This is a genomic window from Nocardia sp. NPDC019323 (genome assembly GCF_044389845.1).
Lineage (GTDB): Bacteria > Actinomycetota > Actinomycetes > Mycobacteriales > Mycobacteriaceae > Nocardia > Nocardia implantans.
Genome location: NZ_JBIRYN010000009.1, coordinates 181,770 through 196,271, shown reverse-complemented (window position 1 = coordinate 196,271; position 14,502 = coordinate 181,770). Strand labels below are relative to the sequence as shown.

Sequence of the window (14,502 nt, the reverse complement as noted above, 5' to 3'; positions counted from 1 at the left end):
CGCGTCAGCCGCCCAGCAGCGTGCGCGCCTGGTCCTCGGTGAGGATCTCGTAGGCGTCCGAGGCCCGGTTGTACCACCAGGTGTCCGGTCCCGGCTCCGGCCTGCCCGCCGCCTGCACCGCGCGGGCGGACGGACGATACGACGGGCTGCGCGGGATGTCGTCCACCACGTAGACCAGGTCGGGTCGCTGGTCGGGGTCGAGCACCCGCAACGCCTCGGTGACGTCCTCGGGGTCGAGACGGAAGCCTTCGCGCACGCTCACCGCGGCCACCGCGATGCAGTGGGAGTCGACGTTGAGGCCGTAGGTGACCTCCATGTCCACGGCGGTGATGTCGTTGAGCACGTCGACGATCGGCTGGCCGAAGACCGGTCCGCGCCGGGTATGGATCACCGTGTCCGTGCGGTCCATCAGCCAGTAGTCGCCGTCGCCGTCGCGGCGGAACAGATTCTCCGTCGGCATCCAGGAGTCGCCCGCCGTGAACACCCCGCGCAGTCCGCCCGCGGAGATGTCGACGCCGTCGGACGCCCTGCCGATCAGCAGGCCCACCTCGTTGTCCGCGCACCGGCGGGCGAAGCCGGATCCGTCTACCAGGATGCGCTGGGTGAGCGGATCGTAGGCGACCAGTTCCACCTTCGCGGTGCCGGGAACCGGCCTGCCCTTGCATCCGCGCTTCACCCCGGCCACGTTGGCCAGCACCACATCGCCCTCGATCGAGGCGTAGAACTCGAGTACCCGGGCGGGTTCGAATTGCTCCACGGTGCGCCGCCACAGCCCGGCGGGCATGCCGGAGCCGATGAACAAGCGGATCGGGTGGCTGTGGCCGTCCGGGAACACCTCCGCGTCGAGGATGTCGCGCAGCATGGTCCAGGTGTAGGTGACCACGGTGACGCCGTAGCGGTGCACCTCCCCGGCGAAGCGCTCCGGGTCCAGCGAGCGGGCCAGCGCGACCCGGCTTCCGCCCGCGACCGCACCGCCGAGACTGACCAGCAGCCCGGACGAATGGTGCAGCGGCGCCAGGCAGTACACCGTGTCCCTGCGATTGAGATCGGCCGTGGTCGCGGTGCCGAACGCCGACAGCGCCCAGCGGTGGTTGGTGATGTACTTCGTCTCCAGCCGCTCGCCGGTGCCGGTGACGAGCACGAAGGCCAGCTCACGGGCCAGGCCGGGGTCGGGCCGGTACCAGGCAGGCACCCGCACCCGCGCCGGGTCGATCTGCTCCAGGTCGATCAGGCGGTCGGATGTCGGCAGCGACAGCTCGCGCGTGGTACCGCCGCCGAGCACCAGCACCCTGGCGCCGGTCGCGGCGGCCTGGCGTAGATTCTCCGGATCGCAGATCAGGGTCTCCACGCCGGTGAGCTCGATTGCGCGACGCAGTTCGCTGTTGGGGGCCAGCAGCACCGCCACCGCGCCGAGCCGGGACAGCGCCGCGACCGAGGCCAGGGCGCTTGGCCTGGTCTCCATCACCACGCCGACCCGCATGGCAGGGCGCACGCCCACCGAGATGAGGCCGCGCACCACGTTGTCGATGCGCTCGTTGACCGCCGCGTTGGTGTGCACGCGATCGTCGAACAGGAACAGGTCCCGCTGCGGCGCGCGCCGCGCCTGCTCGGCCAGCAACCGGCCGAGCGAGATCCGGGTGTGCGGCTGGATCATGCCGAGGCGGGTCAGCCTCGGCAGCGCCCGCGCCGCCTCGCCCGCCAGTTCGATCGATCCGCGCACCGTGTTGTTCGCGATGCCTTCCAAGGCCTTGCCGACCCCGGTGCCCGCCTCGGCCAGCGTCGCGGCGGTGTGCACCACCCGGGTGGCCGCCGAGCGGGGGCGATTGCTGGGCACGTGCTCGGTCATCGGCACGATCTCCGGCGGCAGGGGCTTGTCGCCGTCCATCCATTCCACCCACTGCCGCACCAGCGGCCAGGTGTGCTTGCTGGCCATGCTTCCGGCCACCAGGCCGAAGTGGCCGGCGACCAGCGTCGCCTCGTAGACCTCCGCGTTCGGCGCGGCCCGCACGATGCCACGCACCGCGGCGGGCTGTCCGATGTCGTCGACCTCGCCGACGAACGCCAGGATCGGGCACTTCAGTTCGGCCAGCGAGATCGGGTGATCACGGATGACGAAGCCGCCGAGCATCAGCCGGTTGTGCGCGACGAACTGCTTGAGCAGATCCGCCGCCGCCGGGCCCGCGTAGCCGACCCAGCCTTCGCTGTTGAGGAAGCGGCGCTGGCGCTCCTTCGGCAGCAGCGCCTCGCGGTCGTGCAGCTGGCGGAGGAAATCGATCCTCGACTTGGCCGTCTTCACCGGATCGAGCAGCTGGAAGCCGATACGCACCATGGAGTCGGTGATCGGCAGCCGGGTGACCACGTGATCGGCCAGGAAGTCGGCGACGTCGGAGACCATGCCGTAGGGCAACCCGAACGGCATGCCCGCGACGATGTCGACCGGGCTGCCGAAGGTCACGATGCTGTCCACGCCCTTGCCGTCCCGGTAGGCGGCGGTCTGGTAGGCGAACATGCCGCCTTGGGAGTAGCCCATCAGGTGCACGCCGCTGCCGGTGGCCTCGTTGACGGTGTCGATCGCGCTGTTGACCGCCAGCACGTGGTCGGCGAGGTCGCGCTGCCAGCCGCCCTCCTCGCTGGCGGGCGAGCCGAAGTCGACCACCCAGCAGTCGACGCCGCCGCGGTGCAGGATGCCGACGGCGCCCTCCTCGGCGTTCACATCCCAGATGTCGGCGTTCACCATGAGCGGCGGCACCAGCACGGCCACCGGGCGGCCCGGGGTCGTGTCGTCGGGGAAGTAATGCCGCAGCCGGTACATGCGCCTGCGTTCCACGACCTCGAACGGCGAGGACGCGACGTCGGGAGTCAGCCCGCCGAAGCGGATGACCTCCAGGCCGTTCTGCGCGGTCGCCATCAATCGCTGTACCGAGCCCACCACAACCTTCGCATTCAACTTCACCATCGCTCCTGGCCTACCCTAGAACGTGACCCGCATCACATACCGCGACGTGTTCAGACGAGCTTCCCACACCACCTGTCCATTATGTGTCCGCTGTGACACGTCCCATGCCAGGTTGCCGCGGTCGGCTCTCCGGCGGTCACGTATCGACTCCGGGCACCCATGGCGGCGGCCCGGCCGCAGGCGCAGGTAGTTCAGCGCCATCGGCGTGCCCGCCGACCGGCTGTCACGCCACTCCGGGAGGCCGGCACCCAGCGGTCGAAAGATCGCGACCGGGTCCCGGCAGCACGCACGCGCCCGCCGGGGCAGTCTTCCATCCGGCGAGCACACCGGCTACGAACGTCGCCCGGCCGGATGCGCGGTCGGCCACGTTCGCTCCCGGTTACCGATCCACCCCGTCCGCGCCACCGCCGGACACGACACGCGGCTACCAGATAGCTAATTCTCCGCTATCAGAACGCATTCGGACTCGTCCGGATCGCGCAACCCGCCGTTACCGGAATCGACCGCGTGTCGTGACCATCCGGCGGGCGGCGGAACGATCTTCGAAATTTTTCTGCGCACAGCCGCTTTCGGCGTCTACCATCGATCTCGTCTGGAACGCCGTGGCGCGTAGGCAAATTCGTTCGATGAGCTCCCCGCGGGCACGCCCGCTGCTGTTTTGATGTGAACACCCGGCGACTCTGAACTATCGACGACCCTGCATTCCCCTGCCCCAAACCCGTCACCACGTCTCGGTGGCCGTCTCGAGGTGAGGACAACGCATGACCATTGAAATGCCAGTCCAAACGGAAAACAACGTGCGCAAGAGCTTGAGCACCAGCACGGCGGGCCTGCTCGCGCACACCACCAAATCCGAACCGCAGATGCAGGGCATCAGCTCGCGATGGCTCACTCGCGCCCTGCCGTGGACACAGGTCAACGGCGGTGTGTACCGGGTGAACCGCCGCCTGACCCACACCGTGGGCAACGGCGAAGTGGAATTCGTCGTCGACGGTTCCACCGCACGCGTCATTCCCTTGGAGTTGCAGGAGCTTCCGGCACTGCGCGGCTTCGACGACGAAGAGGTGCTGCGCGCCCTCGCGGACCGATTCGAACAGCGCGATCTCGAACCCGGCATTGTGGTAGCGGAATTCGGCAATCCGATGGATCAGGTTCTGCTCATCGTGCACGGCAAATTGAGCAAAATCGGTTCCGGTGAGTACGGCGAGCAGACCAAGCTCGGCATCCTCGGCGGCGGCGACTTCTTCGGCGACACGTTACTGACCGAGCCGTCGGCGATCTGGCCGGTCACCATCAAGACGGTCACGCGAACGACCGTGTTGGCCCTTCCCCGCCGAACGCTGACCGAATTCATCGACCGGACTCCCGCGTTGCGCGAGCAACTCTCGCGCGTGGCTTCCGCGCCCACTCGTCCGCAGAACAACAAAGGCGAAGCGGATATCACGATCGCCTCGGGCCATGCGGGAGAGCCCCTGCTGGAAGGCACGTTCGTCGACTACGACGCTGCGCCGCGCCAATACGAACTCAGCCTGGCGCAGAGCGTGCTGCGGGTGCACACCCGGGTCGCCGACCTGTTCAACGACCCGATGAATCAGGTCGAGCAGCAGCTGCGCCTGACCATCGAAGCGCTCTACGAGCGCCGCGAATACGACCTGGTCAACAATCCCGACTTCGGCTTGCTGCACAACTGCGATCTCAAACAGCGCATCTACTCCGAGTCCGGCGCGCCCACCCCGGACGACTTCGACGAACTGCTCAGCATGCGCCGCAGCACGAAGTTCTTCCTGGCGCATCCGAAGGCGATCGCCGCGTTCGGACGCGAATGCACCAAGCGCGGGCTTTATCCGGACCCGGTCGAAATGGACGGACATCGTGTTCCGGCGTGGCGCGGGGTTCCGATTCTCCCGTGCGGCAAGATCCCGATCAGCGACACCCAGACCACTTCTATCCTGGCCATGCGCACCGGGGAGAAGGACCAGGGTGTGATCGGCCTGCATCAGACCGGGATCCCGGACGAATACGAGCCGAGCCTCAACGTGCGTTTCAAGGGCATCGATGACCAGTCGATCATCTCCTACCTGATCAGCTGCTATTACTCGGCGGCCGTGCTGGTGCCCGACGCCCTCGGCGTGCTCGACAACGTCTCGGTCGCCCGGCAAGCCGACTGACCGGGGTGATGGGCATGTCGGTGCTCTCCCGCGCCGCGGCGGCGCACGCCACCGATGAGGTGGCCGCCACCGTCGTCGCGCTTCTCACCAATACCCGGACGACCGCTCCGGCCGACCTGTTGTCGACGGAAATTACTGAAGCGCAGGACGTTTCGCCCATAGCGGGACAGGCGGGTGCCGCTCCGCGCACGCTGCTCGGGCCATCCGGCTTGGGCGCCGCCGCGCTGTTGCTCCCCCGTTCCGGCGCGGGCCCTGCCACGGGGGCGGCGGCCTCCTCCGCCGCTGTCCGCACCAGCACTCCGCAGACCGCCCTCGAGGCAACGGCACCAGCCAACGCACCCGAGTCGTCCCCGATGACGGGACGAACATCGCTGCCCGAGGCACCCTGCATTCCCTCCGTGCCCACCGGGCTCGGCACGGCATCGGCATTGCTCGGAATACGCGGTCTCGCGGCGCCACCGCGCCCGGCGCACTCGAGAATCGGCTCGGGCGCCCCAGGTCCCGCGCGGGTGCCCCGGGGGGCCACCGGATACGACACCGCCGCGGCGGGCCGCGATGGGCAGGATCCGATTCCGCCGCTGTATTGCCCGCCGCCGGTGCGTGACGATCCGGCCCTCGCCGAGGCCGTCAATACCGGAATCGTCGACTGGGCCAGGGACATCGGGTTGTACGAGGGCAGGCTGGACGAGTTGCGCGACGCCGATTTCGGCCGGTTGATCATGCTCGCCCACCCGGACTGCGACGATGCCGATCTGCTGCTGGCGGCGGCGAAGTGCGCGGTCTCGGAATGGTCCGTGGACGACTACTACTGCGAGGAGGATGCCGACGACCGGGCTCCCGACGGCACCCCCTCCAGCGCCGAAGCGGAGCTGGGTCCCCGGCTCGAATTGGCGGCCGCCGCCATGGATCCGGTCCACCTTCCCGCGCGCTACGTCGCCCAACTCGAGGCGGCCCTGGAAGCCGATCCGATCCTGCGCGCGTTTCGCACCTCCTTCGAGCACCTGGCACGCTATGCGCGTCCGGCGCAACTGGCCCGGCTGCGCACCGAGATCGCGGGCTGGTTCATCGCGCTGGGGGCGGAGGCGGGCTGGCGCGCGGCGGGACGGATGCCGCCGGTATGGGAGTACCTCACCAACCGGCAACCGCACAGCTTCCTGCCGTGCATGGCGCCGACCGATGTGGTGGGCGGCTACGAGCTGGGGGCCGCCGAGTACACCGACCCCGCGGTGCGTCGTGTGGTCACCACGGCGGCGCTGGCCAGCCAGATGGTGAACGACCTGTACTCGATGGCGCGCGAGGACCTTTCCAACGGCAGGGAGTTCAATCTGCCGACCGTCCTCGCCGCCGAGGAGCGCTGCTCGCGCCGCGAAGCCGTGCTGCGCACCGCCGAGGTGCACGACGAGCTCGTGCACCGGTTCGAACGGGAAGCGGCTCCCCTGGCCGCCACGGGCTCGCCCGAACTACGCCGCTTCCTCGCCGGCCTATGGGCCTGGATGGGAGGCAACCGCGCCTGGCACGCCGACAGCAAACGCTATCGCGACCCGCACTGAAGCCACCCGTAAGAGAGCACTGAAGCAGTACCGCACCGAGAGAGGATGATCACGCATGACCATGCTCAACCCGGAGACCGGGACCGTTCTGCGTACCAGCTACCAGAAGTCCGTCGCCGCGTACTGGAACAACAACCCGAACGACGACCGGGTCAACACCAAACTCGGTGAGGTCGACGGGCTCTACCACCACCACTACGGCATCGGCGAGCCGGACCTGTCCGTGCTGACCGGCCCGGAGGACACCCGCGAGGAACGCATCGTCGCCGAACTGCACCGGCTGGAGACCGCGCAGGCGGATTTCCTGCTCGACCATCTCGGCGACGTCCGGCCCGGCGACCGGCTGATGGACGGCGGCTCCGGCCGCGGCGGCACCAGCTTCATGGCCAATCAGCGCTTCGGCTGCCAGGTCGACGGCGTCACCATCTCCGAGTACCAGGTCGGCTTCGCCAACGACCAGGCCGTGCACCGCGGCGTCGCGGACAAGGTGCGGTTCCACTTCCGCAATATGCTCGACACCGGCTTCGAGAGCGGTTCCATGCGCGGCATCTGGACCAACGAGACCACGATGTACGTGGACCTGTTCGATCTGTTCAGCGAATTCTCCCGCCTGCTCGAGCCGGGCGGACGCTACGTGTGCATCACCGGCTGCTCCAACGACGTCACCGGCGGCCGCTCGTCCTCGGTCAGCTGGATCGATGCGCACTACGGCTGCATGATTCATCCGCGCGGCGAGTACTTCCGCGCCATGGCCGAGAACAACCTGGTGCCGATCGCCGTGACCGAACTCACCGCGGCGACCATTCCGTACTGGGAGCTGCGCACGAAATCCGAGCTCGCCACGGGGGTCGAGAAGCCGTTCCTGACCGCGTACCGGGAGGGGAGCTTCCACTACCTGCTCATTGCCGCCGATAAGGTGGGCAGGTGACCGACACCCTCGCCCAGCCGTACACCGACCGCGAGGCCCTGCCCGTCGAGCTCGTCGACGACGCAGGCCGCGCGGTCGGCGCGTGCACGGTCGCGGAGGCACACCTGGCCCCGGGACGACTGCACCGCGCGTTCTCCGTCTTGCTGTTCGACTCGGCGGGCCGGGTGCTCTTGCAGCAGCGTGCGGCGGTCAAGACGAGGTTCCCGTCGCTGTGGGCCAACACCTGCTGCGGCCACCCCGCCCCCAGCGAACCGGTCGCTACCGCGGCGGGGTTGCGGCTGGCCGAGGAGATGGGCCTGACGATCGCGCTGACCGAGGCCGGGATCTACCGCTACCACGCGGCGGACCTGCGCACCGGTCGGGTCGAGTCCGAATGGGATCACGTGCTGATCGGGCAGCTCGACATCGGCGCGCCTCGGCCGGACCCGGCCGAGGTCGCCGACTTCGCCTGGATTCAACCGGACGCCCTACGCGACGCGCTGGCCGACAACCCCGAGGCCTACACCCCATGGCTGGCCGGAGTCCTCGACGTCGCGGAACGCGCGCGCGTAACGGGAACCTCGGCGGACTGATCCACTTCTCCTGGGCCGAGGCAGCCGAACGCATCCGTCGACTATGCGACGACGCGGCTGCCTCGATCCAGCTCACGATGTCGGCTTTCCCGCCCGAGGTCATAGCTCGACACGTGACCGCTCGTCGCGACAGGGTCGATTACATCGATAGATGCGCATATCCCTGTAACGACATGGACCGAAACTGAGAGAACTCATAGGAACGGCACAGGCTGCGACCAGGACCGTTCTGCATGGTTGAAGAGGTACGAGTTCGCGTGAAGTGAGGTGCGTGATGGTCGAATTCGAGGTCACCGGAACGACGGTGACGGTGCACGTGCTCGGCGCGCATCAACTGCTGGCGCTGCGCGACCACCTGACCTTCGATCTGTCCGACATCACCGCGCTCGGCCTCGCCGGGGTCGACCGCCGCCCGCCGTGGGTGCGCGCGCCCGGCACGTTCTTCCCCGGCGTGATCGCGGCGGGAACGTTCCGCGGCAAGGGCCGTAAGGAATTCTGGGACACCCGATTCGACGGACACGCCATTCGTATCGACTTGGCGGGCGCCGATGTCACACGGCTCGTGGTCGACGTGGCGGATCCCGACACCGAGTTGCGCAAGCTCGTCACCGCCGTGGCCGCCTGACCTGCGTTCACGCGCCGAAGGACCGCAGCGCGCCGGTGTACGGCTTGGGCGGCGGTGCGGCGAATTCGCCCCGACCCGACTTGCGTAAACCCAGCGTGAGCAGCGATTGGACGGTCAACGTCGCCGCTGCCACACCGTCCACCACCGGCACGCCGACCTCGGCGCGCACCTGGGCACACAGATCGGCCATCCCCGCGCAGCCCAGCACGATCACGTCGGACCCGTCCGCCTCGACCGCTTCCCGGCACGCTTCGATGACGATCTTGCGTGCGTCCGGATCGGTGTCGAGAGCCAGTACCGGGATCTCGCAGGCATGGATGCCACGGCAGAAGCGCCGCATCCCGTAGCGCTCCGCCAGATCGACCGCGCGGCCGACGGTCCGGGCCAGCGTGGTGACCACGCTGAACCCGCGACCGACGTGGGCGGCGGTATGCATGGCGGCCTCGGCGATCCCGATCACCGGCCCCCCGGCCAGTTCGCGCGCGGCGTCCAGACCGGGGTCGCCGAAGCAGGCCAGCACGTAGCCGTCGACCCCATCGGCCTCGCCTCGCCGGATCGCGGCGAGCAGGCCGGGGACGCTCAGCGCTTCGTCGTAGTGGCTCTCGATCGAAGCCGGTCCCATCTCCGAGGTCACCGCGTCGAGCAGGGTGTCAGGACCCGCGACGGCCCTGGCACACTGCTCGATCGTGTCGGTCATCGCCGGGGTGGTGTTCGGATTGACCACACGGATGTGCATCAGGCCGCGCTCTCTCGCACCGCCCGGCGGGTGGCCAGCGGGTAGTACGCCGCGAAGCCGAGACCGCAGCCGATGAACCAGCTGTACTGCGCCGCCGTGTACATCCCGGTGACGTCCTTCGCCAGCACCGGCACGACGGCGACCAGCGCACCGATCGCCGTCGCGATCACCGCCGCCGGGTTGTATCCCCCGCGGTACCAATAGCGTCCGCCGCTGGACATGGTGAACAGCTCGTCCACCGCCACGCGCTGCTTGCGCACCAGGTAGTAGTCGGCGATGAGCACGCCGAACAGCGGGCCGATGAAGGCGCCGAGCACCTCCAGCGTGTAGTGGATGACCTCCGGGTTGTTGTAGAGGTTCCACGGCGTGATCAGCACCGAGCCCACCGCGGCGATCATGCCGCCTGCGCGCCAGCTGATGCGCTGCGGACTCACGTGCGAGAAGTCGAAGGCGGGCGAGATGAAGTTGGCGACGATGTTGATGCCGATGGTGGCTACGGTGAAGGTGAGCGCGCCGAGCACGATCGCGAAGGTGCTGTCGATCCGCGCCACCGTGGCGACCGGATCGGTGATCAGCTCACCGTAGACCGGCACGGTCAGCGAGGCGGTGATCACCACCAGCAACGAGAACAACAGGAAGTTCAGCGGGAGACCGAGCAGGTTGCCCCGGCGCACCGCGGCGAAGGACTTGCCGTACCGGGAGAAGTCCCCGAAGTTCAGCATCGGCCCGGAGAAGTAGGACACCACGAGTGCGATGGCGCCGAGCATCACCGGCACCGAGTCCCATCCGGTGTATCGCACGGCGCTGAGGTTCAGATCTATGGCGTCCCAACCGGCTTTCGCGATGAGGTAACCGCACAGCACGAACATCACCACGTACACCGCGGGTCCGCAGAAGTCGATGAATCGGCGGATGGACTCCATTCCCCGCCAGAAGACGCAGGCTTGCACCACCCACAGCGTCAGATAGCTACCCCAGCCGAGCAGCGACAGGCCGAGGAATCCGTAATCGCTCGCCACCGCGTAGGGCGCGAGCGACGGGAACAACTTCACCAGTACGACATCCAGTGCCGCCGAGGCGAGGAACGTCTGAATGCCGTACCAGGCCACCGCGATCAGCCCGCGGATGATCGCCGGGATGTTGGCCCCCAGCACGCCGAACGCGCTGCGGCAGATGACCGGATACGGCACGCCGGTCATCTGACTGGGCTTGGCGACCAGATTGCAGAAGAAATAGACCAGGGTGATGCCGATCAGCAGGGCCACCAGCACCTGCCAGCCGGCCAGACCGAGCGCGAACAGGCTGCCCGCGGTGACATAGCCGCCGACGCTGTGCACGTCGGACATCCAGAAGGCGAAGATGTTGTAGGAGCCCCAGTTCTGTTTGCGCAGCGGCGCGAGGTCGTCGTTGGTGAGTCGCGGGTCGTAATCGACAACGGCGGTGGTCCGCACGGGCGCGGGTGCGGCGATGGTTTCGGTCATGGCGTTTCCCATCCGAAGGGCGAAACTGTGATCGAAACGACGGTAGGAATCGGCTATTGCCCGTCCATTGCGCGGTTATTGCCCGGCTATTGCGCGGCAGATATATCTTCCGGCGCGAGCAGCCCGGTATCCGTGGGCAAGGTCGCGATCACCGATTCCAGCCTGCGATGGTGCTGTTCGGCGACGAGCAGCAGGCGCTCGACGTCCCGGGCCAGGAAAGCGTCCAGCATCAACGCGTGATCGGTGTGCAGCCGCACCCGGTCGGCCCGGCCGATGTGCACCATCGACTGCACGGGCTCGGTGACGTTCCATGCCGATTCGAGCATGTGCAGCAGCCGGAACATGCGCGACGGGCGGGTCAGCGCCACATGGAAGGTTCGCGACCTGCGATGGTAGGCGGCGGGGTCGTCCTCGCGAATCGCCTCCTCCAGGCTCGCGTTCACCTCCAGCAGCGCCGCCCGGTCGGCGGCGGAGTGGTTCATGGCGGCCGCGGCGAGCGACGCCGTCTCCAAGGTCTCGCGCACGATGTACATTTCGCGCAATTCGGCGGCGGTCAGTTGCGCCACCGTGTATCCGGCGTGCGGCTCGTGCGTCACCAGCCCTTCCCCGATCAGCGTCTTGAGCGCCTCGCGCACCGGAATGTGACTCACCCCGAACAGTTCCGCCACCTCGCGCAGCGGGATCACGGTGCGGGGCGGCACCGCTCCGTCGAGGATCACCCGGCGTAATTCGCCGAGGATGATCTGTGGGCGACCGGGTGAGTCGACGACCAACCTCGCGAGCAGCGCCGAACGTCGTCTCGGGGGCATGACAACACGCTAGGAGAAGCGTGTTGCGTTTCCGGTCCACTGTGTGACGGCCAGGAAACGTCTTCTCACAGAACCGACCGGTCGCGTGGTGGGAGCAGTCCCGGCCACCGGTCTAGAGGCAGACCGGACCTAGCATTGGATTGTTCGCGACGCCGTAGGCGCTGAGAGACAGACACGGGGGTTCCGATGACAGTTTCGGCAGAACAGTACGTAGATCGCCGCTTCGTGCGCTTGGTGGCGGAGTTCGACCGGTTGTTCCGGCGTCCGTCCGACGGCGGCGGCGCGCTGGCGGTCTACTTGCACGGCGAGCCGGTGGTCGACGTCTGGGCCGGATACGCGCATCCCGACGTCGCGTGGGCGCACGACACCGTCGCGATGGCGTTCTCCACCGGCAAGGGGATCGCCAGCACGCTGGTGCATCGTCTGGCGGAGCGCGGCCTGATCGACTACGACGAGCCGCTGGCGACCTACTGGCCGGAGTTCGCGGCGGCGGGCAAGGAACACATCAGCGTGCGGGCCATGCTGACCCACCGAGCCGGGTTGCATCGTTTGCGCGGGCTGCTGCCGGGGCCGGTCGAGCGATTCTTCGACGATGCCGCGGTCACCGCGGCGCTCGCGGCCGCCGCGCCCGACCCGCGGCACAAGGTGACCAGCGGCTACCACGGCATCACCTACGGGCACCTCGCCGCGGAGCTGGTGCGGCGGGTGACCGGAGCGGGATTCACCGATGCGCTGCGCGCCGAGATCGCAGGACCGCTCGCCGCCGACGAACTCTGGTTCCGGGTCCCGGAATCCGAACGGGGGCGTATCGCCACGAATTTTCCGCGCCTGACGGTCGCGGGCATGAGCTGGGAACGTAGCTCGCGGCTGCTCGCCCGTACCCGTTTCGCGGCCGCCGCCGACACGACCCCGGTGGGGTTCGCCGAGTTGGTGGCCGATCCGCGCCTGCACGACTCGGTGATGCCCGGCCTCAACGGCGTCTTCTCCGCCCGCGCGCTGGCGCGGGTGTACGGCGCGCTCGCCAACGGCGGACAGCTGGACGGTTACCAGCTGCTGCGCCAGGAAACCATCGAGCAGATCACCCGGCGGCAGGTCTTCACTCCCGATTATGTACTGGCCTTCCGCATCCCCTGGGCGCTCGGTTACCACGGCGTGCCGATGAAGCCGTCGAAAGCCGAACCCATCTCCGCCTTCGGCCATTTCGGCCTCGGCGGCTCCGGTGGTTTCGCCGACCCCGCGACCGGGATGTCGCTCGGCTTCGTCACCAATCGCCTCGGCAGCCGGATCACCCCGCTGGGCGACGCGCGACTGTCGCGATTGGGCGCGTTGGCCCACAACCTCGCCAGAGCCGCCTGAACTCGGCTGACCAAGTGGCAGCATGACGCTATGGAGACGGTCGACCTGCCGCGGATCGCGGCGGCCGCGCGGCTGCTGGATCCGGTGATCCGGCGCACGCCACTGCTGGCCTCGCGGGTGTTGTCCGAGCGCGTCGGCGCGCAAGTGTGGCTGAAGTGCGAGAACCTGCAGCGCACCGGGTCGTTCAAGCCGCGCGGAGCCTACAACCGGATCGCGAATCTGCCGCCCGAGGCCCGGGAGCGCGGCGTCGTGGCCGCGAGCGCGGGCAACCACGCGCAAGGCGTCGCGTGGTCGGCGGCCTCGCTCGGCATCGCGTCGACGGTGTTCATGCCGATCGGCGCCGCGCTGCCCAAAGTGACGGCGACCAAGGCCTACGGCGCGCGAGTCCGCCAGGTCGGCGAGACCATCGACGAGTCGCTGGACGCCGCGCTGGATTTCGCCGACCGGTTCGGTGCGACGCTGATCCATCCGTTCGACCATCCCGATATCGTGGCCGGTCAGGCCACTGTCGGCGTGGAGATCGCCGAGCAGTCGCCTGAGGTCGGCACGGTGCTCGTGCCCACCGGCGGCGGCGGGCTTCTGGCGGGCGTCGCCATCGCGCTGCGGCAGCTGGCGCCGGACGTGCGCGTCATCGGGGTGCAGGCGGCGGAAGCGGCCGCTTGGCCGGACTCGCTGGCGGCGGGCCACCCGATCCGGGTCGAGCGGATGTCGACGATGGCCGACGGCATCGCGGTCGGACAGCCCGGTGTGGTGCCGTTCGACTATGTGGCCCAGCATGTTTCGCGGATCGTGACGGTGGACGAGGAAGCGCTGTCGCAGGCGCTGCTGCTGTGCCTGGAACGCGCGAAGCTGATCGTCGAGCCCGCGGGGGCCGCGGCCGTGGCCGCCCTGATGAGTCACGTGCCGGAGGAACTCGGCCTGCGCGGACCGGTCTGCGCGATCCTCTCCGGCGGCAATATCGACCCGTTGCTGCTGACCCGGGTGATCGGGCACGGGCTGAGCGCGGCAGGTCGCTATCTCGCCGTGCGGGTGACGATTTCCGATCGCCCCGGTGCGCTGGGAGCGTTGCTCGCGGTGGTGGGCGAGACGGGCGCCAGTGTGGTCGACGTGGCGCATTCCCGCACCGGCACGTGGCTGGCGGTGGACGAGGTCGAAGTGGCGCTCACCCTCGAGACACGAGGGTCCGGCCATCGCGACGACGTGCTCGCCGCCCTCGCGAACGCGGGATACGCGGTGCGCGACTCGGATTGACCGGAGGCCGTTCTCGGAACTTCGTCGAGTGGCACACCACCGCGGGACCTACTCGCGAAATGCCACGACC

At 68.5% G+C, this 14,502-nt stretch carries 11 protein-coding genes; 7 read left to right on the top strand and 4 right to left on the bottom strand.

Annotated features, from left to right (window positions below; translation table 11 throughout):
* Positions 1 to 4: 4 nt before the first annotated feature.
* Positions 5 to 2,956 (bottom strand): acyl-CoA synthetase, encoded by a 2,952-nt coding sequence (locus tag ACH49X_RS28325; protein ID WP_195082818.1) that lies wholly within the window; start codon positions 2,954 to 2,956, stop codon positions 5 to 7.
* A gap of 797 nt (positions 2,957 to 3,753) precedes the next feature.
* Between ACH49X_RS28325 and ACH49X_RS28320 the strand changes: the two genes are divergently transcribed.
* The 5 genes from ACH49X_RS28320 to ACH49X_RS28300 all read left to right on the top strand — a co-directional run bounded on the left by ACH49X_RS28320 (position 3,754) and on the right by ACH49X_RS28300 (position 8,799).
* Positions 3,754 to 5,124: a family 2B encapsulin nanocompartment shell protein gene (locus tag ACH49X_RS28320; protein WP_357209196.1), complete on the top strand. Its 1,371-nt coding sequence runs from the start codon at positions 3,754 to 3,756 to the stop codon at positions 5,122 to 5,124.
* 14 nt (positions 5,125 to 5,138) lie between these two features.
* Positions 5,139 to 6,674 (top strand): family 2 encapsulin nanocompartment cargo protein terpene cyclase, encoded by a 1,536-nt coding sequence (locus ACH49X_RS28315; RefSeq protein ID WP_357209198.1) that lies wholly within the window; start codon positions 5,139 to 5,141, stop codon positions 6,672 to 6,674.
* A gap of 55 nt (positions 6,675 to 6,729) precedes the next feature.
* A complete protein-coding gene (locus tag ACH49X_RS28310) occupies positions 6,730 to 7,602 on the top strand; it encodes a geranyl diphosphate 2-C-methyltransferase (RefSeq protein WP_195082815.1) in 873 nt (290 codons plus the stop codon).
* Positions 7,599 to 8,174, top strand: coding sequence for an isopentenyl-diphosphate Delta-isomerase (gene idi / locus ACH49X_RS28305; protein ID WP_357111271.1), 576 nt, complete (start codon positions 7,599 to 7,601; stop codon positions 8,172 to 8,174). The genes ACH49X_RS28310 and idi overlap by 4 nt, the downstream gene beginning before the upstream one ends.
* 274 nt (positions 8,175 to 8,448) lie before the next feature.
* On the top strand, positions 8,449 to 8,799 hold the full coding sequence (locus ACH49X_RS28300; protein ID WP_195082813.1) for a hypothetical protein: 351 nt from the start codon (positions 8,449 to 8,451) through the stop codon (positions 8,797 to 8,799).
* Positions 8,800 to 8,806: 7 nt separating this feature from the next.
* Here the strand turns inward: ACH49X_RS28300 and ACH49X_RS28295 are convergent, their stop codons facing one another.
* From ACH49X_RS28295 to ACH49X_RS28285, 3 genes are all read right to left on the bottom strand, one after another.
* A complete protein-coding gene (locus ACH49X_RS28295; protein ID WP_357209199.1) occupies positions 8,807 to 9,535 on the bottom strand; it encodes an aspartate/glutamate racemase family protein in 729 nt (242 codons plus the stop codon).
* On the bottom strand, positions 9,535 to 11,016 hold the full coding sequence (locus tag ACH49X_RS28290; RefSeq protein WP_357209200.1) for an NCS1 family nucleobase:cation symporter-1: 1,482 nt from the start codon (positions 11,014 to 11,016) through the stop codon (positions 9,535 to 9,537). The genes ACH49X_RS28295 and ACH49X_RS28290 overlap by 1 nt, the downstream gene beginning before the upstream one ends.
* An 86-nt stretch (positions 11,017 to 11,102) precedes the next feature.
* Entirely contained in the window at positions 11,103 to 11,825 is a 723-nt protein-coding gene (locus ACH49X_RS28285) for a GntR family transcriptional regulator (RefSeq protein ID WP_195082810.1), read from the bottom strand.
* A 186-nt stretch (positions 11,826 to 12,011) separates the two neighbouring features.
* Here ACH49X_RS28285 and ACH49X_RS28280 point away from each other — a divergent pair, with 186 nt between their 5' ends.
* Both ACH49X_RS28280 and ilvA read left to right on the top strand, forming a co-directional pair.
* Entirely contained in the window at positions 12,012 to 13,181 is a 1,170-nt protein-coding gene (locus ACH49X_RS28280; RefSeq protein WP_357209202.1) for a serine hydrolase domain-containing protein, read from the top strand.
* A 30-nt stretch (positions 13,182 to 13,211) separates the two neighbouring features.
* A complete protein-coding gene (ilvA, locus tag ACH49X_RS28275) occupies positions 13,212 to 14,432 on the top strand; it encodes a threonine ammonia-lyase (protein ID WP_357209204.1) in 1,221 nt (406 codons plus the stop codon).
* The last annotated feature ends 70 nt before the right edge of the window (positions 14,433 to 14,502 follow it).